Below are 23,030 nucleotides of genomic sequence, written 5' to 3' on the forward strand. Positions count from 1 at the left end.
CAAGAAACCTACTTTTAAACAGTAGGTTTCTTTGTCGTGGTATTGAAACCTTATCATGTCTCGGAATATTCCTCCAAAAATTTTTTAAGGTAATAAGAATACTGGTCTGTATCAAACTCGTTGCCGCATGCATGTAAGACCCAAGGCTCTTTCTGATGAGGGATGCCCACTATATATCCTTTTTTTCTGAACTCAAAACATTGAGAAGTATCATATAAATGCCATCCGTTAAAAATATCTTTTCGCCATGGAACATCGTACTGAGTCGCCAGTAATAAACCGTCTAATGCTTGAACTGCTTTCACAGTTTCATCAATTTCATCAAATAATAAATAGTTGTACGTACTGCGGTATTCAATGACTTTTCCGGCTTTTTTAGAAGCCTCCCACCAAATCCCGCTTTGCGGCACTTCTTCAGCTCCTATAACGCCTATCATGCCAAGCTGATCATTCTGCTGAAAGACATGGAGAATATCATAAATAAAGGAACGATTGATGATAAATGTGTCCTGATGTAAATACACTTTATATTTTGAGTCAGAGTCCTCCATTGCCGCCTGGTAGCCGGACGCCATACTGTCTGCGTCTCGGATATTGATTAATTCTACCTTCATATGCGGCGGTACAGAAAGAGACTGAAGATGTCTTAGACAGAGATCATAAAGGGTATCGTCATTCACACATGTAATAAAGCTAATTGAATTTTCGTTTGTATGCTGATTCATCTTTTCTCTGCCTTTATGACATATTGATAGGCTCTGGCCTCCTCCTCAAGATCTGCATGGTGAATTCCCATGCATGATCTGACATAAGCAAGTTTGCTGATCATTTTTTCATAATAATGAGTCGTAAAAACAATAGGCTCGATTTGGCTGATCTTGTAGCCTGTTTCATGAAACATCTTTTTCATTTCCTCCAAGGTGAAAAAACGGAAGTGTGTTTTATCGAGCAGCCCTGCCTGTATATACGTCCATTTGCCGGACAGCAGACTTTCGAAAATCGAGATATGTCCGATATTCGGGATGCTTGCCAAGATACTCCCTGTTTCTTTTACATAAGGCTTGATGTTACCTAAAACTGCCCACGGGTCTATTAAGTGCTCCAGAACATCACCGAAGATAATGTGATCAAATGTGTTTTTTTGAAAAGGCAGCTTCAGTGTTTCAATGTCTCCCGTTATTACTTCGTCAATATAATGTGTTGCTTTTTCGGCAGCTGGTGGATAAGACTCGATCCCATAATAGGAGCAATTCGTTTTTTCCTTCACAGCTGCGCCAAACAAGCCTTCAGCACATCCGACTTCAAGAATGGTTTTCGCATGCGGTTCTATCAGATCAAATAGCTGCCAGTTGATGCCTTTGTAATACTCTTTATCTTTTAGCTCATACTCTTTCATAGAATCAGCAAGTGAATTTTTATTGATTTCCATGATGTTCACCCCCGGAGCCGGTCTGCATCTTTAGAATATCTTCAAAATATTTTTTGTTGGCTAGCATTCTTGAATCATGGGGACGGTATTGTAATGCCGATTCATTATGCTGATAGGCAAGCTGATGCTGGCCGAGTTTATCGTAGCAGACGGCTAATTGCAGGTGGGGAAGCCAGGTCGCGCAGGCGCGGTTTTGAAAAGCCAGGTTTTCTGCTCCTTTGTTTTCTATTGCTTTTTCATACCAATAGACCGCACTCTGAAAATCGTTTTTTTCTAAAAAAGAGTATCCCAGCCTGCAGCAGGTTTCTGCTCTAGGCGGTCCATAGACGAGCGTGTGGAGCACCCAGCTTAATTCTTTTTCCTTCAGCCCCAGTGAATGGTAGCAGTCTGCTAATTTATTGCACGCTCTGATATTATCCTCGACCCATCCCTGCTTCGTTTGTAAAAAACGTAAATAGTACTCAATCGCTTGCTCCATTTTTCCGTGATCACACAACTCGTTCGCATAGTAAAATAAATCTCTTGGAGAAAAATCCTTTCCTGACGAGGCCATTTTTTCATAAATTCGGAGGTTGCGATCTGCGTCATGACTAAGTGGCAGGTGAGAAACCGCTGCATCACTGTGGTGAAGTTTCCCATATACTTCTAGGTATTCATGAACCGCGCCGATCCATTTAAAGCTCTTTTCCCGTTTTACGAGCCGGTATCTCCTTAAGCTGGATGTGACGTTATTTTCTTCATCAAAAGCCAAATGGTATTTCATTGAGACCGCGTCTATATCCGGGTCAAGCGTTCTTTTTAAATCCAATAACAGCTCTTGATCTTTCTTGGTAAACACGTCGTCGGCGTCAAGCCATAAGATATAGTCGGATGTCGCCTGCTGAAACGAAAAATTTCGGGCTGCCGCAAAATCGTCTATCCATTTAAAATCAAAGATTCGGTCTGTATAGCGAGCAGCAATGTCTTTCGTCTTGTCAACTGACCCGGTATCCACAATATTGATCTCATCAGCTATCTCCTGCACAGAATCTAAGCATCGGCCAATAACAGCCTCTTCATTTTTTACAATCATGCATAAACTGATTGAAATCACATCGCCACCTCCGTTTTATTCTGTTTTTTCTTTATGGCATGGACAAACATGTAATCAATATGGGCATGTTTTGACAAGTGATCCAAAGACAAACCAAATTGCCCGGCAAGGAATTGAAGTTCTTGTAAAAAGAGCTGTATGTTTGATTCAGTATCGGAGGAATGGGAGGTGATGGATTTTATGTCATAAAGATATTCAGGAAATAGGGTATTTACGTTGCGAGGTGTGATGAAATGTGTGTACGTCGATGCACCACATAATAAAGAGAAAAATGTATCTGCATAGGCAGTATTTGGGATGCTGCAAATCAGCGAGCCAGAAGGCTTTAGATAAACGGCAAGAGTCTCAATTGTATGTCTGGGATTTTTTGAGCAGTTTAAAAGGTCACCGATCAAAATGACATCGAAAAAGGACTCAGGGTAAGGGAGGCCGCATGTTTCCACATCTGCCGAAATGACTTGTTCGTAATAGGGGCTTGCAATGGTCTGCAATAACTCATCCTTTTCAATCCCATACAATAAACAGGATTGCCGGTTCAAAAGCTCTGTCCCCGCAGCTCCCGTGCCGCAACCGATATGTAAGATAGAGTCGGCTTCCGCTGGCACAAGTGCTGTCAGCTGGGGCTGGGAGTTAAAGAATGTTGTTACATCCACCTTCCATTTATCGATGAAGCGTTGCCGGTTTTCTTCGTATAATTGACTGATGCTTAAATCTGGATTGCCTGTAAACGTGGCATGACCGTGATGGTGGACAAACGAATCAAGAGCGATTTTTAGCTGATACCCCGCTTGCAGTACGCGGAGGCTTAAATCATCATCTTCAAATGAACCGCCTACAAAACGTTCATCAAAACCGCCGACTTGATCCAACACCTTCTTTTTGACAAGCAGGCAAAATCCGACCAGTCTCAATACAGCTTTTGACCTGCCTCGCTGCTGCAAACAGTAAAGACGAGAAAAATCTTCAATTTCTTCAACGTTTGTATAGTTAACGGGAACTTGCTGCGGACCGCTGACATAATTGCTTACAGGCCCGACCATGCCGATTTTATCATCCTGATAAAGCAGCTTGATCATTGGCTCCAGCCATTGATTTGTTACAACAGTATCATTGTTTAAAAAAAGAATATTGTCCCCTGAGGCAGCTTCAAGGCCCTGATTACAGGCTTTTGCGAAGCCTTCGTTCGTTTTATTAAAAATCGCTTTAATTGAAGTTATCTGTTTGAGGTAGTCACGTGTACCGTCATGAGAGCCGTTATCTATAACAATTACTTCTATACAGTCATTATTCGTATGCTTCCATATGCTCTCCAAGCATTGTTTTGTTAAAGCTAATTGATTATAAGTCAGAACAATAATACTCGTTTTCACTATAACCTCCGCCCTTCGCCATATCATTCGGATACTATATGTATATCGTAATGTTCAGACGGAATGATTCTTTCCTGTAAAAAGGAGAATGCTGCTTAAACGTAAAAATGTGAATGGTTTTTTAAAGAAAAAGTCGATGAATTTGTTTTACATTTAGTTTTCCCTTAAGGGGATCAACAAGGTTGGGGAATTCAGGGGAATAGGGATGAGAAGTTGCCTTAACCAGTTTGTATGAAAGTTATATTTAATTCTTTCTGTATTAAATGGTGAATTAGGAGTTATATATTTAAAGGAGAATACCGACGAGGGTATTATTTTATTTAATACGTTTATAGCAGAGGAGAAGGACGAAATATCGGTCAGATAGAAATTTTTATATAGGTTTCGTGACTTTAAAGGGATCAATTATGATTTATAGAATGTTTTTTGTAACTGAAACTAGTTGAGTACTACTTTAGAAAGAATCATCGTGTACATATAAACAATGAGACAACATAATTTAATGAAATGGACATCAATGATGTTTCCAGAACATTTAACGTAGTTTAAATAAGATTTGATTGACGTATCAGAAATTGAAAAACCGTCCTTAGATGAGCAACATATTGAAGAGATGGATCTTCTAGTCTATGAGGCACTTGAATTTAACAAAGAATTGCTATCGAGACTATTTGAGATGCGTCGTAAATCCACAAATAAAATCTGTTTTTGAGAAATGTTTAATTCTTAAAATGGTTAATCAATTTAAGTGATTCATTTAAGTCTCTTATAAGCCGGTAAAGCTTACTGGAGGACACAAATCATAAAAATAATCCCCTCAAAATTCTTGAGGGGGAATAATACATATTTAAGAAGTGTGACCTCTACTTGCAACTTCAAATGAGCCTTTCTCAATAAAATATCCAATATTTTTACTCCGACTTTAGAAGAAGAGATCATTTGCTCCAACACAAGCCCTCCTATATTAAATATGTAATATTTTATCATATTTAAATGAATAAGGAAGATTAATGTTATCTTGAAAAACAAAAAAGCCTCCTGTTAAATTAAGAGAAGGGTAAGGGAATTATTTTTGAGAATCATATTCCATTGCTTGTTCACAGTCAGAAATCCTTGAGTTGTTCTAGCAAGAGGCAATATTGTTGAATAAGGATAGTTTTAAAGAGGTTATTGTTGTCTTCATATTGAAATAAAGATTAAGTATATTAGAGGGGAGTTGCTGCTTTAATGCACATAACAACAAAAAGGTTATTGATACGTGAATTTGAATTCAAAGATTGGCAAGCTGTATATGAGTATACATCTGATAGTAATGTAATGAAGTATATACCTGAAGTGGTTTTTACTGAAGAAGATGCAAAGGCATTTGTAAATAAAAACAAAGGTGATAACGCTGAAAAATTCCCTGTCATACTAAGAGATCAAGACTTTCTTATAGGCCATATTGTTTTTTATAAGTATTTTGGTGAACATACATATGAAATTGGGTGGGTGTTTAATCCCAATTATCAAAATAAAGGGTATGCTTCTGAGGCAGCCCAAGCTATCTTGGAATATGGATTTAAAGAAATGAACTTACATAGGATTATAGCTACGTGTCAACCTGAGAATATTCCTTCATACCGAGTTATGGAGAAGATCGGAATGAGAAGAGAAGGATTTTTTAAAAAATGTATTCCGAAAGGCAATGAATGGTGGGATGAATATTATTACGCTATTTTAGAGGAAGAGTGGAATTGTAAGAGGGGTAATGCAGGAATTTGAAACCATAACAGCTATAGAACGTATAGTGATAGTAGGGCTTATAGTGCTTAATATGAATGATGTGAGAGGGGTATCCAAATGCAAATTCATCTCACCAAAAGCGGAAAACAAGACAATCATCATAAATGGTTAGGAACTGTCTTGCTCAGTTGGGGAACATTCGTATTTGCTTTGTTTTTTGCTACTTTAGTCGGTTCAATGGCTAGCCAAGCAGGAGCTTCCAAGCTTTTGAAGCAAGGCATCCAAGCAGGTTTAGTCACATTAATAACTGTCCCGTTGCTCTACATTCTTCTTAAACGGATGTCTAGTAGAGCCTTTTATTCTATAGGACTGTCTGGGTGGCGGCAAGCCATTCCGAAAGCCATAATAGGAGCAATATATGTGATTGTATTATCCGGGTCTGGTTTCGCTATCGCCCATTTATTAGGCTGGATCAAAGTTACACAATTTCACTTCTCTGTCCATTTAGTGACAGCATTGCTCTTAAATATGATTATCGCTTTCTTTTATGAAGCTTTTCCAGAGGAATTAACTTTTCGCGGGACGGTGTACTATGCTCTAAATAAGCGTTGGAACTGTTTTATGGCCTTACTCCTACAGCCGATCCTGTTTGTGCTTGCACCAATAACTGTAAGTGGCTTGCAATATATAGTTGGAATTGAATCATCTGCTATCACATTAGATTACATTGTTTTATTGTTGGGTTTTGGATTCATCCTTCAACTCCTGCGTATTGTAACAGGAAGCTTATGGACGTCTATCGCTTTTCATCTGGTCTTTCTCGAAAATTCTCGGTTCTTCGTCCTGCAGGGAGAGAAGCGCTTTATTACCTATGAAGAAATTGTTCCGGGAACAGGTGCGCTGTTTGTGATCTTTTTTATGTTGCTTATTGTCGGTACTCTACTCTTAATACCTGTTGCGATAACTCGCCGAAATACTATTCCATGGCGGAAGAATGAGAAATGCGACCAAGATGTTTAATTTCTGAGTAGAACAGTAGTTTTAAAGTGATTTTAAGGAGGATCTAGACAATGTTGAAGAATCATTCATTAAGAAAGAGGTTATAAACATGCAAGTTTTAAGGATCATATTTGTTCATGTCTTGTCCGCGTTATCAGCTGCTGTTGTTTATGTTTTTGGCATTGGTTATGACTGCTACATACCATACTTCCTAATAAGTGTTCTTCTCTTTATCTTTTATTTAATCTTTGCTGCACCTGTTCAATATTTCTTAAATCGCAATCCAAAAAGGTTTAACACGAAATATTTACTCATATACATATTTTTTTCCTTCTTAGTATGGTTATTCTTCGCTTTCATTACTGATCCAAAAAACACCTTAAACTTTCTGATGGGATATGAAATTTACTTGTTTAGCGTCTCATTTTCTGTAATATTTTGGATATGGGACTCGGTTTTTCTGCAAAACATTGGGAGGGTAGCAGCGTAGCTTAAATCATCATAATCCTTTTCCTTATGTACAGTCAAAAAGCCCTTTAATTTACCGAATTATGCTATAACTGAGTAAAGGGAGAGAGGGATGAAAAGGGTTAATCGTTTAACTTTGGTTTGCTTAGGCTTAGTCTCAAGTTTTAATCTTCCGAATGCTGAAGCAAAGCTAACGGTGGATTAAACAAATGTAGACTTTGTTTTGATCGACCGGAATTTTGACCGCACTTGGTTATAAATTCACAATACACAATAATAAAGACTGTACTCTAAATATGAAACTTAGCAGAATAGCTCTAACTGATGGATATTATCAAGGAGCGAGAAAGAATTCACAGGAAGTTATTTGGACTACAGTGCAGCAGACCGAGTAGAAGGTGATCAGTTGGAAATAACAAAAAGTTCAGGCTGCGGCGATGTGTGGATAAAAGGTATTTATGGATTTGAACATGAAGAGCGGGATTATTAAATTCAGCGAGGTCAAGGATCCATTATAAACTTAATGATCATTTTAAGTGATCAAAAATAACTAAAAGGTGAGAATATGATTAAATCAAAGTTAAAAACGATTATAGACCAAAGAAAGATCAGTATCCGGAAACTTTCCAGAGATATTGATCATGAGTATCCAACTGTCAGAAAGCTATATAATGACGAAATGGAGCGGTATCCGAGAGAGCTGTTTGATAAAGTCTGGCCCTATCAAAACATCGAACTGCATGAGTTGTTGATATTCCAAAAAGATCATATACCTAAAGTGAGAATGTCTAAATGAAGATAATGGAGTATATGGAGGAAAGGTTTCAAAACCTCGAATTAATTCCTAGCATCTATAATCAATGGGGCACAGGAATCCATTTTTGTCTTGGGGAAAATATCTATCAACTCAAAGCAAATGAAGAATTGAATCTAAAGATGTTTCGGGTTGTATATGAACAAACCTCAATCATTTTTAATGAATTATTTGAACAAAATGATGACATATTCCTTGTGACGAATATGTATAAGCACAAGAAAGAGAAATGTATAAGAAAATTAAAGGTCTATCAACCGTTTCTAAAGTGTAAAAATCATTTGAATCAAATTCTGGTGAAGACATATCCCTACCCTTTCGAAATCAATAAAGCTGAAGAATACGAGATGCAACAATTTTCCTTGTTATGCAAACCTCGAGACTTACGTGTAACTGAATTACTTAAAGCAGCCAGTAATGAAGATTTTCCATTGAAACCGAAATTCGGAGGCTATTCTATTGATTACCCTGATGTTTTCTTTATGAACATTACAAAAAACATTATTTTCTTTATCTATGATGACCGTGGATGTGAAGTCATAGCTCTTGATTTCAAACGAATACGTCACCTTTATGAAAAATATCACGACTGGGTAGAAGAGTATAAGTGCATGTAATACTCTTTTATAAAACGATTTATATCAGGAAAGGCAGAGTTAGATTATGGAGGTCTTACATACAAGATGTAAACAGTTATTGAAACTAAGAAATTTAGAATTTTTTCAGTTGGTATTATGTGATGATGAGAGATCTGCATTTTTATAAGTACTTGATGAAAGATTAGTGGATTTTGATTCTCAAGGTGGAAACCATATTAGTGTTTATTTAGTTACTCACTTTGAGTTATCTGATCAGTCGTATAAAGATGTATTAAGCTTTAATGATGATCTTTTGGGTATGAAGCATAATTGTTCGTATGCAATGGATATTCTAAGCGTTAAACAGGAACTTGATTTCGATTTCCTATTTAATATGCTTGCAATAAAAAGCTACGTACAAGAATTAATAAAAATGTTAGGGATTGATATAACTCTGCCTGAAATTGAAGAAAGAGATTTAGACTTGCTTTCAATATGAATATTAGAAAAGCTGCAGCTGTTTTTTCAATCACGATTCCAATTATCTCAGCTATCCTAATTATTAATTTTTTTACGGGAGTTATGTCAATTCCATGGCAAGGAATGCCGGTGTTTTTTCCATTATTGCTTTCTCCTATAGGAATCATTTTAGCGTTCGTTTCAATAAAGACAAATAAACGGTGTGCTTTATATGGGATTGTCTTAAATGCAATTATGTTTCCATTTCCTTTTTTCTGGTTTATCGGAGGGGCTTTGTTTTTTGGAGTTTAAAATCCATTAGGCATTACGCTTATACATTGGTATTTTCGAACTTGTCAAAAGAAGGAATAAAAAAATTTCAGAATTGCTTGGCTTTACTTTATGTTGAAAGGGGTCGAGTAAGGTGGATAGGAAAAAGGATGAAATACAAAGAAAATATAGGGAACAAATGAGGGAGAAGAAAGAACGAGAAAAAGAAGATGGCAGTTCACATACTTTTGAAATTGTTGTTGTGCTAGCCATTATCATTTTGATGTTTTTCTTTAATTCAGTTTTCAAGGCTTTTTAGATATTGTACAGATGACTTTCAGGATGTTTGAAAAAATAACCCTTTGAGATATATACCACATGAAAGTATTGAAGGACTTATGAAAATTCAAGAGCCAGTTGAATCTTAATAATTAATCACCAAATAATGGGGATGAAAAATGAAATTGTATAATGAATTTATCAATATAGCTAAAACGTTTAATAAAGAGTTAGACATAATTCCATTATTATATGGATCTTTAGGTCTTGAAAAGGTAACTGGGTTAGACTTTTCTCCAGAAGATATTGATCTCCTTATTCCTTTAATTTTTTTAGAGGAAAAGTGGGAAAAACTAAAAAAAGTGATGGAACTGCATGGATACAAAATGGTTGATTTACATGAGCATGAATTTAAGAAAACTAATACAAAAATAGGCATTGCTTATATTGAGGATTTAAAACCATTTGCAGATGTAGACTATAATAACCTAGAGGTTTTTGAAGATGGCGGAGCGAAATATCATTTGCTAACGATTGATGATTACCTCAAGATTTATAAAAAGTCTTTATTAGATGGTTATAGAAGAAGGAAGAAGAATCATAAAGACCAAAGTAAAATTAACATATTGAATAAATTAATACGGAATTAATTTCTGTATTCTCTTTTGGTTTCCAGTCTCAATTAAAATTTTTAAGATTAAAATAAGTTTGAAAGGATAAATCATAGTGTTTAACACAGCCATTAATCCTCAGACAGTCAAATAGCCATTTCTACTCCGGTTAAAAGCTTCTCAATTTTTGCTTCTTATTTATCTTTCCTGTATTGATATATGTATGTAGGGTTGGACTTATAACATAAACTATTCTGCCATTCCTGTTCTTTCAATTCATGACCGGGCTTGCCATCAGCATAAATCTAGGCTAACAGTCTCCATACATCCTGTGATCACCTTTATCAAACTCTTAAATGCAACTTACCACTAACCAATTCCTTATTTCGCATAGATCATCTTTGTCATGTGTTTACACAAGAATCTGTTTTGGACTAATCGTCGTTAACTGATACATGACATTCGCAAATATTTGAGACACTGAATATAACGAAACAGTCAAAAATCAATATTTAATTCATTCTGTTTAAACTTTCTGAAAAAGATGTTGAAAAAGTTGAAAGGATTTTATAATATTAAAACAAGTTAGTTTGTTTGATCAACAAACTAATAAGATGAACTTTCATTATCCACAAGATAAGGTCTTACTGAATATGGATGGAAGGGGGATAAGAGGATCGATTTAATGGACCTAAACAATATAAGAAACGAAAGAATGAGGCTTTTATCCTTTTCCAGGTATATAAGGTATGATGAAAAAAGATGAATTTTCTGCTTGCTGATCACCATATTTTTTTGCATTGTTTTGAAAGCGCTTTTATAAAAGTTTACTGACCGTAAATTCGAGAAATTGTTATACCGTTTCACACTGTTCCATATTAAAGGATCGAAAAGGGGAGAAATCATGCTCAGTGAAAATGTAAAGAAGATTAGCATGGTTGAAAAAGTTGGATATGCGTCTGGAGATTTTGCTTGTAATTTAATTTATGCAACAGTGTCTACGTATCTTTTGTTCTTCTATACAGATGTTTTTGGTTTATCGGCAGCAGCAGCCGGTACTATGTTTTTAGTGGTTAGAATAATCGACGCTCTCGCTGATCCTTTTATCGGAACAATAGTTGACAGAACGAACAGCAGATTTGGACGCTTTAGACCGTATCTTTTATTCGGAGCTTTTCCATTTGTCATACTGGCAATACTCTGTTTTACAACACCAGACTTTTCGGATATGGGGAAATTAATATATGCCTATATAACCTATGTTGGCTTGTCGCTTACATACACAACGATAAACGTTCCATATGGCGCGTTAACTTCTGCAATGACTAGAAATAATCAAGAAGTGGTTAGTATAACTTCTGTTCGCATGTTATTTGCGAATCTTGGGGGACTTGTCGTTGCATTTTTTGTTCCCTTACTGGCTGCTTATTTAAGCGATACTTCCGGCAACGAGTCTCTTGGCTGGCAACTAACCATGGGTATTTTGGGAATGATAGGCGGGTGCCTTTTAATCTTTTGTTTTAAAAGCACAAAAGAGCGGGTCACTCTTCAAAAATCCGAAGAGAAAATTAAATTTACGGATATATTTGAGCAGTTTCGTGTTAATCGTCCACTTGTTGTATTAAGTATTTTCTTTATTATTATTTTTGGAGTGAATTCCATCAGTAATTCGGTTGGCATTTATTACGTAACGTATAACTTAGAAAGAGAGGATTTGGTGAAGTGGTACGGTTTGATAGGAAGTTTGCCCGCTTTGGTCATTTTACCGTTTATTCCAAGGCTTCATCAATTTTTGGGGAAAAAGAAATTACTAAACTATGCATTATTACTGAATATTATCGGCCTCTTAGCTTTACTGTTCGTTCCGCCAAGTAATGTTTACCTCATACTTTTCTGTCGATTAATCGCTGCTGCTGGAAGTCTCACTGCCGGGGGATATATGTGGGCGCTTATTCCTGAAACAATAGAATATGGAGAGTACAGGACTGGGAAAAGAATGGGTGGGCTCATTTACGCTATAATCGGATTTTTCTTTAAGTTTGGTATGGCCTTAGGAGGAGTTGTTCCGGGTCTGGTTCTTGATAAGTTTGGATATGTGGCAAATCAGGCACAAACCCCAACGGCATTAATGGGGATTCTAATTACAACAACCATTATTCCCGTGTTCTTGCTGGTTCTAGCTTTAATTGATATTAATTTCTATAACTTAGATGAGAAAAAATATAAAAACATGGTTCGAGAATTAGAGAATAGAGACAAAGTTTATTTGGATCATATTGATGATTTCAAGGCTTAAAAAAGAAAATAAACTGAGGAGGAGTCCCAAATGAAGATTACCAATCCAGTACTCAAAGGATTCAATCCCGATCCAAGTATTTGTAGGGCAGGAGAGGATTATTATATCGCTGTATCTACATTTGAGTGGTTTCCGGGAGTCCAGATACACCACTCAAAAGATTTAGTAAATTGGCACTTAGTTGCACATCCATTACAGAGAGTTTCACAATTAGACATGAAAGGAAATCCAAATTCAGGTGGGGTTTGGGCACCATGTTTAAGCTATAGTGATGGGAAGTTTTGGCTGATCTATACGGATGTTAAGGTAGTAGATGGCGCATGGAAAGATTGTCACAATTATTTAGTTACTTGTGAAACGATTAATGGTGATTGGAGTGAGCCGATTACATTAAATAGCTCGGGGTTTGATGCTTCTTTGTTCCATGATACGGATGGAAAAAAGTATTTATTAAATATGTTATGGGATCACCGTATTGATCGGCACTCATTTGGAGGAATTGTTATACAGGAATATTCTGATAAAGAGCAAAAATTAATCGGTAAACCAAAAGTTATATTTGAAGGAACGGATAGAAAACTGACAGAAGCTCCGCACCTTTATCATATCGGGAACTATTATTATTTATTAACTGCAGAAGGAGGAACACGGTACGAACATGCTGCTACAATTGCCCGTTCTGCAAATATTGAGGGGCCATATGAAGTTCATCCCGATAATCCAATCTTAACGTCATGGCATGACCCAGGAAATCCATTGCAAAAATGTGGTCATGCATCCATTGTTCAAACACATACAGATGAGTGGTATTTAGCTCATTTAACGGGACGTCCTATTCATCCTGACGATGATTCAATTTTTCAGCAGAGAGGATACTGTCCTTTGGGCAGAGAAACAGCTATTCAAAAACTTTACTGGAAAGATGAATGGCCCTATGTAGTAGGTGGAAAAGAAGGAAGCTTGGAGGTAGATGCACCTTCTATACCCGAAACAATATTTGAAGCAACGTACCCGGAAGTTGATGAATTTGAGGATTCAACATTAAATATAAATTTTCAAACTTTAAGGATTCCATTTACGAATGAATTAGGTTCATTGACTCAAGCGCCAAATCATTTACGATTATTCGGTCATGAATCATTGACCTCGACATTTACTCAGGCATTTGTAGCCAGACGCTGGCAAAGTCTCCATTTTGAAGCCGAAACTGCTGTTGAGTTTTATCCGGAAAATTTTCAACAAGCCGCTGGATTGGTGAATTACTACAATACAGAGAACTGGACGGCTCTTCAAGTCACGCATGATGAAGAACTTGGCCGCATTCTTGAATTAACAATATGTGACAACTTTTCTTTTTCACAGCCATTACACAATAAAATTGTTATTCCTCGTGAAGTAAAGTATGTATATTTAAGAGTAAATATTGAAAAGGACAAATATTATTATTTCTATTCTTTTAACAAAGAAGATTGGCACAAAATTGACATAGCACTGGAATCGAAAAAATTATCAGATGATTACATCCGTGGGGGAGGATTCTTCACAGGGGCCTTTGTAGGGATGCAATGCCAAGATACCAGTGGTAATCATATTCCGGCCGACTTTAGATATTTTCGTTATAAAGAAAAATAATTTGCACATGAAAAAGGAGATTTCTATTTTAGAACTCCTTTTTCATATGAGAAGGTGCCTATGTCACTATTGCTTCAGAAATACCCCTAGAATTAAAAAGCTCATCTTTAAAGATGAGCTGTACATTCCATAAAAATTACATTGTAACCATGTCCAGAAAATGATCAATCACAATGGAGGACATTCCTAATGCCGGCGCATTCTGTCCTAAGGAAGATGGCAATAATTCATAGCTATTGCCTAATTGGGAATAAACCCTTGACGATACTTCACTTCTCATTGAATTTAAAACCATAGGATGCGATTCAATTATGCTATTTCTTAAAATTACGGCCTGTGGGTTGAAAGTATTCAAAATATTGGTAAGGCCTATTCCTAAATAGAATCCAAAATTCTGTAATGCGTTTAAGGTTCCGATATCATTCAGATGGGCGAGGTCTATGATATCTTGATAGGACAGTTTTTTCGCTTTAGTCTGAAGAGATTTTAATAAAGCCTTCTCTGAAGCATACAATTCCCAGCAGCCTCGGTTTCCGCAACTGCATTTAGGACCATTAAAGTCTATTGTCATATGTCCCATTTCTCCAGAGAAGCCGCTTACTCCTCTATATAAATGATTGTTGATAATAACACCGATCCCTATTCCTGTGCTGATACTTACGTAAATAATGTTATCGTGATTTTTTGCAGCTCCAAATACTTTTTCTCCATATGCGCCAGCATTTGCCTCATTTTCAATAAAAACAGGCACATTGTACTTCTCTTGTATCGAAGATTTTAAGTCAATATCTCTCCAGTTGGAGTTCGGAGTGAAAACAATTTTTTGATCTTTATCAATGAGTCCAGGCACGCAAATACCTATACCAATAAGCCCGTACGGAGATTGGGGCATTTGCGTAATAAAGTGATGAATCATATCAATCAAAATGTCTTTCGTTATTTCTGGAGAATTGGATTCCAAATGGCGGTATTGATCAAGAACGATTGTTCCTTCAAGGTCTGTTAAAATGCCATTAATATAATCCACACCAACATCTATTCCTACGGAGTATCCTGCCTTTTTATTAAAAACAAGCATGACAGGTCTTCTTCCGCCACTTGATTGTCCTTGACCTATTTCAAATACCAGATTTTCTTTCATTAACGTGCTTACCTGTGATGAGACAGTTGATTTATTTAATCCAGTCATTTCAGATAATTTTGCTCTTGAAATAGGTGAATTTTTAAGAATTTCTTTTAATAATAACTTTTGATTTACTTTTTTAACAAAGGCTTGATCTGCGATATCCACTTCATCCACTCCATTTGTATAACCTTTAAATTAAGTATGAACATAGTACATAGCGAATCTTATCTTTATTATATCTAATGTGTTCATAAAAAACTAAAAAAATATTGAAAATACTGACGAGGTTATATAAGATGAAAATAAGTTAGTTTGTTTAAACAACAAACTAATAGGTAATGTACTTACTATATGAAATAAAATGCATCTGTATTTGAATGAATTTATTTTTAAGGGGGAAATCACATGGCTCAATCTCATTCCAGTTCAATCAACTATTTTGGAAGCGCAAACAAAGTGGTTTACGAAGGGAAAGATTCGACTAATCCTTTAGCATTTAAATATTATAATCCTCAAGAAGTAATCGGCGGAAAAACGATGAAAGAGCATTTGCGATTTTCTATTGCCTATTGGCATACATTTACTGCTGATGGTACAGACGTTTTTGGAGCAGCTACGATGCAAAGACCATGGGATCACTATAAAGGCATGGATCTAGCGAAGATGAGAGTAGAAGCAGCATTTGAGATGTTTGAAAAACTAGATGCACCATTCTTTGCTTTTCATGACCGGGATATTGCACCAGAAGGCAGTACGCTAAAAGAGACAAACCAAAATTTAGATATGATCGTGGGCATGATTAAAGATTACATGAGAAATAGCGGCGTTAAGCTATTATGGAATACCGCAAACATGTTTACGAATCCCCGTTTCGTCCATGGTGCCGCGACTTCTTGCAATGCAGATGTGTTTGCGTATGCTGCAGCACAAGTGAAAAAAGGGTTAGAAACAGCAAAAGAGCTTGGCGCTGAGAACTATGTATTTTGGGGCGGCCGTGAAGGATATGAAACATTGTTAAATACCGATTTAAAATTTGAGCTTGATAATTTGGCTAGATTTATGCATATGGCAGTGGATTATGCGAAGGAAATCGGGTACACAGGGCAGTTTTTGATTGAGCCAAAACCAAAAGAGCCGACCACCCATCAATACGATACAGATGCAGCAACAACCATTGCCTTTTTGAAGCAATATGGCTTAGACAATCATTTTAAATTAAATCTTGAAGCCAATCATGCCACATTAGCCGGGCATACATTCGAACATGAATTGCGCATGACAAGAGTACATGGTCTGCTTGGCTCTGTTGACGCAAACCAGGGTCATCCTCTTTTAGGCTGGGATACGGATGAATTTCCGACGGATTTATATTCTACGACATTAGCAATGTACGAAATCCTGCAAAATGGCGGCTTAGGAAGCGGCGGATTAAACTTTGACGCGAAGGTCAGAAGATCTTCTTTTGAGCCTGATGATCTAATATATGCCCATATTGCAGGGATGGATGCATTTGCAAGAGGATTGAAAGTTGCCCACAAATTAATCGAAGATCGTGTGTTTGAAGATGTGATTCAACATCGTTACCGCAGCTTTACTGAAGGGATTGGTCTTGAAATTATAGAAGGAAGAGCTAATTTCCACACACTTGAGCAATATGCGCTAAATCATAAATCAATTAAAAACGAATCTGGAAGACAGGAGAAATTAAAAGCGATATTGAACCAATACATTTTAGAAGTATAACAGGATAAGCTCCAGATCCTGCTATCAATACCAAGTCACTGAATTACCCGTCATGATTCCTTTCCTATTGCTTGTTGTTATGACGGGTAACTTCTATAATTAGGATTTATTTAGAGTGAATGGTTTTTTAAAAGGGCAAGGAGTGAAAAAATGAAGTATGTCATTGGAATAGATCTTGGAACGAGTGCTGTTAAAACCATTTTAGTTAACCAAAACGGCAAGGTTTGTGCAGAAACGTCCAAAAGGTATCCGCTTATCCAAGAGAAGGCGGGATATAGTGAGCAAAATCCTGAAGACTGGGTGCAGCAAACAATTGAAGCATTGGCTGAATTGGTTTCTATATCCAATGTTCAAGCCAAGGATATTGACGGGATAAGCTATTCGGGACAAATGCATGGATTAGTACTGCTTGACCAAGATCGTCAGGTGTTACGTAATGCAATTCTTTGGAATGATACCAGAACAACGCCTCAATGTATAAGGATGACCGAGAAATTTGGCGATCATCTTCTTGATATCACAAAAAACCGTGTTTTAGAAGGGTTTACATTACCTAAAATGTTATGGGTAAAGGAACATGAACCTGAACTTTTTAAAAAAGCTGCTGTGTTTTTGCTTCCGAAAGACTATGTGCGATTCCGTATGACCGGTGCCATTCACACCGAATACTCCGATGCAGCAGGAACTTTACTTTTACATATTACTCGCAAGGAGTGGAGCAATGATATTTGCAATCAAATTGGTATTTCTGCAGATATTTGTCCTCCGCTTGTTGAATCTCATGATTGTGTAGGGTCGCTGCTTCCGCACGTTGCCGCCAAGACCGGGCTATTAGAAAAAACAAAAGTGTACGCTGGGGGAGCAGATAATGCTTGCGGCGCTATTGGAGCAGGTATCCTTTCTTCCGGAAAAACTTTATGCAGTATTGGGACCTCAGGGGTCATACTTTCCTACGAAGAAGAAAAAGAAAGAGACTTTAAAGGGAAAGTCCACTTTTTTAATCATGGAAAAAAGAATTCTTTTTATACGATGGGCGTCACGCTCGCTGCAGGATACAGCTTGGACTGGTTTAAAAGAACGTTTGCACCAAACGAATCGTTTGAGCAATTATTGCAGGGGGTGGAAGCTATTCCGATAGGAGCCAATGGACTGCTATACACTCCTTATTTGGTTGGTGAAAGAACGCCGCATGCTGATTCTTCTATTCGGGGAAGCTTGATCGGAATGGATGGAGCCCATAATAGAAAGCACTTTTTGAGGGCAATAATGGAAGGTATCACATTCTCTTTACATGAATCAATTGAGCTATTCCGCGAAGCGGGAAAATCAGTTCATACTGTTGTTTCTATTGGTGGAGGAGCTAAAAATGATACGTGGCTGCAAATGCAAGCTGATATTTTCAATGCGAGGGTAATTAAGTTAGAAAATGAACAAGGGCCAGCTATGGGGGCTGCAATGCTGGCTGCCTTTGGAAGCGGTTGGTTTGAATCACTTGAAGAATGTGCAGAGCAGTTCATTCGTGAGGCTGCTGCATTTTATCCAAAGGCACAAAATGTACAAAAATATAAAACACTATTTGATTTATATAAGAACATTTACACTCACACAAAGGATCTCAATACAGCTTTGAAGAGCTTTCGAAAAAACTAATGATGTTATTGTCTGGAGATCAACCGAAGAACAATTAATGATCAATCATCATTAAAGGCCTTTGATGACATGGCTGCCTTCTTTTGAAAAGATGGTGAGAATAAGGTATGGCAACCTTTAAACAGTATTGGAGTGTCCAGCAGACAAAACGAACGAGCGGAACCGTATTCTGTCAGCGAACACTTCAAGAAGTGGGAAAGCTTAGGAATGCCAATGGGTAAGATGTATGAAACCGCGCTAACGACGGTAGAGGGATCTCTTGATTTATGATGAAATAGGAAGGATGTTTACACACAAATAACCCCCTCACATTGACGTGAAGGGGTGTTTTTTATTGTTACTATACAGCGGAAATTTTACAGGCTAGTTGATGATTTTAGCTTGATAAGCAGAATGGAAACTAGACACGCCATCATCTCTTTCTCATTCTTTGGAAACTGCATTCTGCTAGGTTTGCTGCTTTTTTTAACGAACAGTGTTTTTCTATTTCACACAGCCATTAAATCCTCTGTTTGTCACATAACCGCTCTTACTCCAAATTGACAGTTTATCTGATTTTGCTTCTTGCTCATCTAGTCTGAATTGGTCTATGTATTTTGTGTTAGGCTCATATACATATGCTACTCTGGCCAATCCCTCTTTCAATAATGTCTCTTGAACAGATTTGCCGTCAACATAAACGTATGCTAACAGTCTTCCATACTTATCTCTGCGATCGCCTTTATCAAATTCCAGCTGTAGCTTACCGCTGTTGACCAATTCTTTATTTCGTTTCGACGCATCCTCACCGTATGGTTGAACACAAGAATTTGGTTTCTTCGTCTCAGGTGTATCAACGAGCAAGTAGCGAACTGTGTCTTTCTTTCCGTTGTAAATAACCTTAATCGTATCTCCATCTATTGCTCTATCTAATGTAACATTGACCAATTTCTTCTGCTTTTTTGAATGAGGCGTGCCGGCCTTTTGTTCTGTCTGATTATATTCATTAGATTGAGTATCTTGAGAGACTTGCTCCGTCCCATTAGAATCTGAATGGTTTTTGGCTGCGTGATGTGATCCGCAAGCTGCCAAAGTAATACTTAAAACGATTGCGATCATACTGATCAAAATCTTCTTCATATTGATTCCCTCTTTATCATTTTCTCTTTTCGCGATTAAACATCATCATTATAACGATATGGACATTTTTTGTGAATGGAAAACTTCAAGGGAACTTTTAACACTCAAATTGCCAATAGTTAACTTCACAACGAGATGATCAAAACATCACCATCACATAGCGGAAATAAATAATCCTGAAAATAATATTGACTGAAAATGCTTTTGGAATTATGATAATATGAGAAATGACAATGATGTGACAAAAACATTACTACAACATAACAATTAATAGCTTAGGTTTATTCTATTGACTAAAAATGTAAACGGTTACAAATCCAGAGGCGAAAATCTAAGATAGAGATGACTTTAGTTTTGACTCAATATCCACACTGAAAGAGCTTATTAAGTATTCTTAATAAAGGCAGGGGAAATGGATATGAATGAACATCGAAATCGAAGGTTGAAATTAATAATGATTTCAGCAACTTTTGGAGGGCTTCTCTTTGGATATGACACCGGAGTTATAAATGGAGCTTTACCTTTTATGGCAAGGCCAGATCAGCTTGATTTAACACCGGTTACAGAAGGGCTTGTTACGAGTATTCTATTATTAGGTGCCGCGTTTGGAGCGTTGTTATGCGGAAGATTGGCTGATCGATATGGCCGCCGTAAAATGATCCTTAATCTTTCCTTTTTATTTTTCCTGGCATCACTGGGAACAGCGTTAGCACCTAATGTTTTCATCATGGCGGCCTTTCGTTTTTTACTGGGGCTGGCTGTTGGAGGAGCCTCGGCGATGGTGCCGGCCTTTTTAGCAGAAATGGCACCGCATGAAAAGAGAGGGCGTATGGTAACCCAAAATGAACTAATGATTGTTGGCGGGCAATTTTTAGCATATGTTTTTAATGCGATCCTCGGTGTAACAATGGCAAATACGGGACATGTTTGGAGATACATGCTAGTCATTTGTGCTGTACCGGCTATCATGTTATTTGCCAGTATGCTTAAGGTACCAGAAAGCCCCCGATGGCTAATCTCCAAAGGCAAAAACAGTGAGGCGCTGCGAGTTCTTAAACAAATTCGAGAAGATAAACGTGCAGTAGCTGAATGTAGAGAAATTCAAGAAGCGGTAGAAAAAGATACAGCACTAGAAAAGGCATCACTCAAGGACTTTTCTACACCATGGCTGCGCCGTCTTTTATGGATTGGAATCGGTGTTGCCATAGTGAATCAAATTACAGGTGTGAACTCGATTATGTATTATGGCACACAAATCCTTAAAGAATCTGGTTTTGGTACAAAAGCGGCTTTAATCGCTAATATTGGAAATGGGCTGATATCAGTTATTGCAGTTATATTTGGGATTTGGCTGGTCGGAAAAGTGAGACGGCGTCCAATATTATTGATTGGTTTGGCGGGGACGACTACAGCGCTCCTATTGATTGCGATTTTCTCAATTGTGCTTGATGGATCTATGGCACTTCCTTATGTAGTGCTTTCTTTGACCGTTTTATTTCTTGCCTTTATGCAAGGGTGTGTAGGACCTGTGACTTGGCTTGTCATAGCGGAAATATTCCCTCAAAGGTTAAGAGGACTTGGTTCTGGGATAAGTGTTTTTTTCCTTTGGATATTAAACTTTGTGATCGGTTTTGCTTTCCCGATCTTGCTTAGCTCTGTAGGTTTGTCTTTTACATTCTTTATATTTGTGGCTTTAGGTGTATTGGCAATCGGTTTTGTATACAAATTCATGCCGGAAACAAAAGGGCGTACACTTGAAGAATTAGAAGAGCATTTTCGTTCTCGACACGATCATAATACTCCTGAACAATCAGTTATTGAGGTATAAATATGTTGAAAATCTCTCTTCTTATAGGAGGGATTTTTTTAGTTTCAGAAAAAACAAAATCCCCCTGGTAGAGGGATCTTGATTCAGCATTTTAAGATGTTCTATACGTATAATACTGGAGTTGATACTTTAAAAATCTCGCCATCTCTTATATAAAAACGAGGGATGCGGCGGCTTAATGTAGACACGACTTCATAGTTAATCGTATTGAGCATTTCAGCCACTTCATCAACGGAAATCTCGGCTCCTTTTTGCTTACCGTAAATCACGACTTCATCTCCTTGTTTACCTTCACCGTTTTCTCCTAAACTGACCATGATCATATCCATTGTTACTCTTCCTGCCACTGGCACTCGTTTTCCGCGATGAAGAACAAACCCGCTATTGGAAAGGGCACGAGAATAGCCGTCAGCATAGCCAATCGGGAGTGTAGCAATTACTTCATTAGGTTCTGCGACGTATGTAGCACCATAGCTAACGGTTCGGGGTTCTGTACGCATGGTTTTCACATAAGCGATGCGCGCCTTTAAACTTAACGCAGGTTCAAGCTTAACGAGATTTAGTTGTTTAATATAGGCTGAAGGATATAAACCATATAAGCCGATACCTAAACGGATCATATCAGCGCTAAATTCCGGAAATGCGATAGCTGCAGCCGTGTTGCACATATGCACGGTGGGCAGCTCAATCCCCTGTTTTTTTAAAAAGCTGAGAAAACTGATGAATTTTTCATGCTGCAGCTTTGTGAGTGTTGTGTCCGGTTCATCAGCTGTCGAAAAATGTGTGAAAATCCCTGTCCATCTGAGGAATTTACTTGCCTTTAAGGCTTTCACTACTTCTAAAAGTTCTTCCTTTGTGCGTACACCTAATCGTCCCATGCCGGTATCCACGTTAATATGAATGGCCAGCCGGTTAGCACTCGCTTCTTTTTCCAATATCTCGTTTGCTTCTTTCATCCAATCAACCTGAAATGCTGATAATGTTATATTCCAAGCTGCTGACTTCTTTACACAACTAAGGGATGTAAAACCAAGCACAAGGATAGGTGCTGTAATCCCAGCTTTACGTAAAACGATTCCTTCCTCCACACTGGCAACAGCAAGCTCACTCGCCCCGTGTTCCAGTGCATGGCGTGCCACTTCTATAGACCCGTGGCCATAACCGTTCGCTTTTACAACAGCCATAATTTTGCTCTTATGTGGAATATGACGGCGGATCGCTCGCAAATTCTTTTTAACGGCATCAAGATTGACTTCGATCCAAACTTCTCGGCAAAGCTTTATCATCAACGCTTCCTTCCTTCTTATGGATTATAAATACCACCTATTGCCGCAAGAATAAATGTTAATTGTTGGATGATTCGATCTTATTTTATTCAACTTTATTTGAAATCATTCAACAGCAAATCCATGTGATACGAGAAGGTGCTTATCAATGTTCGAATAGCAAGTACGGGATACATGAGGCTTGTAAGTGGGGTGTTAATGGGTACGGCAACTGAGGATTACAAAAATGATTATTTGTTTCGGGACATTTTTTTC

At 37.5% G+C, this 23,030-nt stretch carries 22 protein-coding genes and 1 pseudogene; 16 read left to right on the top strand and 7 right to left on the bottom strand.

All coding sequences use genetic code 11. The annotated features are described in order from the left end of the window. Positions 1-53 precede the first annotated feature (53 nt). The 4 genes from NSQ12_RS09740 to NSQ12_RS09755 are packed head-to-tail and all read right to left on the bottom strand — an operon-like array spanning position 54 to position 3,895. Positions 54-725: a glycosyltransferase family protein gene (locus NSQ12_RS09740; protein ID WP_262119856.1), complete on the bottom strand. Its 672-nt coding sequence runs from the start codon at positions 723-725 to the stop codon at positions 54-56. Further along, positions 722-1,429: a class I SAM-dependent methyltransferase gene (locus tag NSQ12_RS09745; RefSeq protein ID WP_071578101.1), complete on the bottom strand. Its 708-nt coding sequence runs from the start codon at positions 1,427-1,429 to the stop codon at positions 722-724. Before NSQ12_RS09745 ends, NSQ12_RS09740 begins: the two co-directional genes overlap by 4 nt. Next, the gene (locus tag NSQ12_RS09750) at positions 1,416-2,522 is read right to left on the bottom strand and encodes a glycosyltransferase (protein ID WP_029726889.1); all 1,107 of its coding nucleotides are present in this window, start codon (positions 2,520-2,522) and stop codon (positions 1,416-1,418) included. The genes NSQ12_RS09745 and NSQ12_RS09750 overlap by 14 nt, the downstream gene beginning before the upstream one ends. Next, positions 2,519-3,895 carry a glycosyltransferase gene (locus tag NSQ12_RS09755; protein WP_339176680.1) on the bottom strand — a complete coding sequence of 459 codons (1,377 nt, stop codon included), beginning with the start codon at positions 3,893-3,895 and terminating at the stop codon, positions 2,519-2,521. Before NSQ12_RS09755 ends, NSQ12_RS09750 begins: the two co-directional genes overlap by 4 nt. A gap of 553 nt (positions 3,896-4,448) precedes the next feature. On the opposite strand from NSQ12_RS09755, the gene NSQ12_RS09760 reads away from it, so the two are divergent. From NSQ12_RS09760 to xynB, 12 genes are all read left to right on the top strand, one after another. Further along, the gene (locus tag NSQ12_RS09760; RefSeq protein WP_248719476.1) at positions 4,449-4,604 is read left to right on the top strand and encodes a YolD-like family protein; all 156 of its coding nucleotides are present in this window, start codon (positions 4,449-4,451) and stop codon (positions 4,602-4,604) included. 515 nt (positions 4,605-5,119) lie between these two features. Next, entirely contained in the window at positions 5,120-5,656 is a 537-nt protein-coding gene (locus NSQ12_RS09765; RefSeq protein WP_029317835.1) for a GNAT family protein, read from the top strand. Between the two features lie 78 nt (positions 5,657-5,734). Next, entirely contained in the window at positions 5,735-6,637 is a 903-nt protein-coding gene (locus NSQ12_RS09770) for a CPBP family intramembrane glutamic endopeptidase (RefSeq protein ID WP_339176563.1), read from the top strand. 88 nt (positions 6,638-6,725) lie between these two features. Next, complete coding sequence (locus NSQ12_RS09775) at positions 6,726-7,106, top strand: UPF0715 family protein (protein ID WP_339176565.1); 381 nt, start codon at positions 6,726-6,728, stop codon at positions 7,104-7,106. 543 nt (positions 7,107-7,649) lie between these two features. Then, positions 7,650-7,880 carry a helix-turn-helix transcriptional regulator gene (locus tag NSQ12_RS09780; protein WP_017697687.1) on the top strand — a complete coding sequence of 77 codons (231 nt, stop codon included), beginning with the start codon at positions 7,650-7,652 and terminating at the stop codon, positions 7,878-7,880. Then, positions 7,877-8,515 carry a DUF3885 domain-containing protein gene (locus NSQ12_RS09785; protein WP_339176567.1) on the top strand — a complete coding sequence of 213 codons (639 nt, stop codon included), beginning with the start codon at positions 7,877-7,879 and terminating at the stop codon, positions 8,513-8,515. Before NSQ12_RS09780 ends, NSQ12_RS09785 begins: the two co-directional genes overlap by 4 nt. Before the next feature lie 166 nt (positions 8,516-8,681). Then, positions 8,682-8,975: a hypothetical protein gene (locus NSQ12_RS09790; protein ID WP_326146098.1), complete on the top strand. Its 294-nt coding sequence runs from the start codon at positions 8,682-8,684 to the stop codon at positions 8,973-8,975. Beyond that, a complete protein-coding gene (locus NSQ12_RS09795) occupies positions 8,972-9,247 on the top strand; it encodes a hypothetical protein (protein WP_326146096.1) in 276 nt (91 codons plus the stop codon). The genes NSQ12_RS09790 and NSQ12_RS09795 overlap by 4 nt, the downstream gene beginning before the upstream one ends. Before the next feature lie 112 nt (positions 9,248-9,359). Beyond that, positions 9,360-9,524, top strand: a complete 165-nt coding sequence (locus NSQ12_RS09800; RefSeq protein WP_003245467.1) for a hypothetical protein — start codon at positions 9,360-9,362, stop codon at positions 9,522-9,524. Between the two features lie 139 nt (positions 9,525-9,663). Further along, a complete protein-coding gene (locus NSQ12_RS09805) occupies positions 9,664-10,134 on the top strand; it encodes a hypothetical protein (RefSeq protein WP_069703560.1) in 471 nt (156 codons plus the stop codon). Positions 10,135-10,999: 865 nt separating this feature from the next. Beyond that, positions 11,000-12,391 (top strand): MFS transporter, encoded by a 1,392-nt coding sequence (locus tag NSQ12_RS09810; protein WP_017697653.1) that lies wholly within the window; start codon positions 11,000-11,002, stop codon positions 12,389-12,391. Positions 12,392-12,421: 30 nt separating this feature from the next. Further along, the gene (gene xynB / locus NSQ12_RS09815; RefSeq protein ID WP_160245689.1) at positions 12,422-14,023 is read left to right on the top strand and encodes a xylan 1,4-beta-xylosidase; all 1,602 of its coding nucleotides are present in this window, start codon (positions 12,422-12,424) and stop codon (positions 14,021-14,023) included. Between the two features lie 136 nt (positions 14,024-14,159). Here the strand turns inward: xynB and NSQ12_RS09820 are convergent, their stop codons facing one another. Further along, entirely contained in the window at positions 14,160-15,314 is a 1,155-nt protein-coding gene (locus tag NSQ12_RS09820) for a xylose repressor (RefSeq protein WP_029726900.1), read from the bottom strand. A 240-nt stretch (positions 15,315-15,554) separates the two neighbouring features. Here NSQ12_RS09820 and xylA point away from each other — a divergent pair, with 240 nt between their 5' ends. The 3 genes and pseudogenes from xylA to NSQ12_RS09835 form a co-directional block, all read left to right on the top strand. Then, positions 15,555-16,892: a xylose isomerase gene (xylA, locus tag NSQ12_RS09825; RefSeq protein WP_048654891.1), complete on the top strand. Its 1,338-nt coding sequence runs from the start codon at positions 15,555-15,557 to the stop codon at positions 16,890-16,892. A gap of 150 nt (positions 16,893-17,042) precedes the next feature. Continuing rightward, the gene (gene xylB / locus NSQ12_RS09830; protein WP_017697657.1) at positions 17,043-18,542 is read left to right on the top strand and encodes a xylulokinase; all 1,500 of its coding nucleotides are present in this window, start codon (positions 17,043-17,045) and stop codon (positions 18,540-18,542) included. 104 nt (positions 18,543-18,646) lie between these two features. Next, positions 18,647-18,812 (top strand): annotated as a pseudogene (locus NSQ12_RS09835) (glycoside hydrolase family 11 protein); the annotation flags it as partial. Positions 18,813-19,025: 213 nt separating this feature from the next. Here NSQ12_RS09835 and yncB read toward each other — a convergent pair. Then, positions 19,026-19,661 (bottom strand): endonuclease YncB, encoded by a 636-nt coding sequence (gene yncB / locus NSQ12_RS09840; protein WP_017697666.1) that lies wholly within the window; start codon positions 19,659-19,661, stop codon positions 19,026-19,028. Positions 19,662-20,073: 412 nt separating this feature from the next. Here yncB and NSQ12_RS09845 point away from each other — a divergent pair, with 412 nt between their 5' ends. Beyond that, a complete protein-coding gene (locus tag NSQ12_RS09845; RefSeq protein ID WP_048654892.1) occupies positions 20,074-21,489 on the top strand; it encodes a sugar porter family MFS transporter in 1,416 nt (471 codons plus the stop codon). A 101-nt stretch (positions 21,490-21,590) separates the two neighbouring features. Here the strand turns inward: NSQ12_RS09845 and alr are convergent, their stop codons facing one another. Further along, the gene (gene alr, locus NSQ12_RS09850; RefSeq protein ID WP_033884592.1) at positions 21,591-22,775 is read right to left on the bottom strand and encodes an alanine racemase; all 1,185 of its coding nucleotides are present in this window, start codon (positions 22,773-22,775) and stop codon (positions 21,591-21,593) included. Positions 22,776-23,030 lie beyond the last annotated feature (255 nt).

The sequence above is a fragment of the Bacillus sp. PS95 genome (assembly GCF_037963565.1).
GTDB lineage: Bacteria > Bacillota > Bacilli > Bacillales > Bacillaceae > Bacillus > Bacillus subtilis.

What these genes read in the sequence shown, in the direction of transcription:
- NSQ12_RS09740 (WP_262119856.1), bottom strand. Translation starts at nt 725, where the DNA reads ATGAATCAGCATACAAACGAAAATTCAATTAGCTTTATTACATGTGTG.
- NSQ12_RS09745 (WP_071578101.1), bottom strand. Translation starts at nt 1,429, where the DNA reads ATGGAAATCAATAAAAATTCACTTGCTGATTCTATGAAAGAGTATGAG.
- NSQ12_RS09765 (WP_029317835.1), top strand. Translation starts at nt 5,120, where the DNA reads ATGCACATAACAACAAAAAGGTTATTGATACGTGAATTTGAATTCAAA.
- NSQ12_RS09770 (WP_339176563.1), top strand. Translation starts at nt 5,735, where the DNA reads ATGCAAATTCATCTCACCAAAAGCGGAAAACAAGACAATCATCATAAA.
- NSQ12_RS09775 (WP_339176565.1), top strand. Translation starts at nt 6,726, where the DNA reads ATGCAAGTTTTAAGGATCATATTTGTTCATGTCTTGTCCGCGTTATCA.
- NSQ12_RS09780 (WP_017697687.1), top strand. Translation starts at nt 7,650, where the DNA reads ATGATTAAATCAAAGTTAAAAACGATTATAGACCAAAGAAAGATCAGT.
- NSQ12_RS09785 (WP_339176567.1), top strand. Translation starts at nt 7,877, where the DNA reads ATGAAGATAATGGAGTATATGGAGGAAAGGTTTCAAAACCTCGAATTA.
- NSQ12_RS09795 (WP_326146096.1), top strand. Translation starts at nt 8,972, where the DNA reads ATGAATATTAGAAAAGCTGCAGCTGTTTTTTCAATCACGATTCCAATT.
- NSQ12_RS09805 (WP_069703560.1), top strand. Translation starts at nt 9,664, where the DNA reads ATGAAATTGTATAATGAATTTATCAATATAGCTAAAACGTTTAATAAA.
- NSQ12_RS09810 (WP_017697653.1), top strand. Translation starts at nt 11,000, where the DNA reads ATGCTCAGTGAAAATGTAAAGAAGATTAGCATGGTTGAAAAAGTTGGA.
- xynB (WP_160245689.1), top strand. Translation starts at nt 12,422, where the DNA reads ATGAAGATTACCAATCCAGTACTCAAAGGATTCAATCCCGATCCAAGT.
- xylA (WP_048654891.1), top strand. Translation starts at nt 15,555, where the DNA reads ATGGCTCAATCTCATTCCAGTTCAATCAACTATTTTGGAAGCGCAAAC.
- xylB (WP_017697657.1), top strand. Translation starts at nt 17,043, where the DNA reads ATGAAGTATGTCATTGGAATAGATCTTGGAACGAGTGCTGTTAAAACC.
- yncB (WP_017697666.1), bottom strand. Translation starts at nt 19,661, where the DNA reads ATGAAGAAGATTTTGATCAGTATGATCGCAATCGTTTTAAGTATTACT.
- NSQ12_RS09845 (WP_048654892.1), top strand. Translation starts at nt 20,074, where the DNA reads ATGGATATGAATGAACATCGAAATCGAAGGTTGAAATTAATAATGATT.
- alr (WP_033884592.1), bottom strand. Translation starts at nt 22,775, where the DNA reads ATGATAAAGCTTTGCCGAGAAGTTTGGATCGAAGTCAATCTTGATGCC.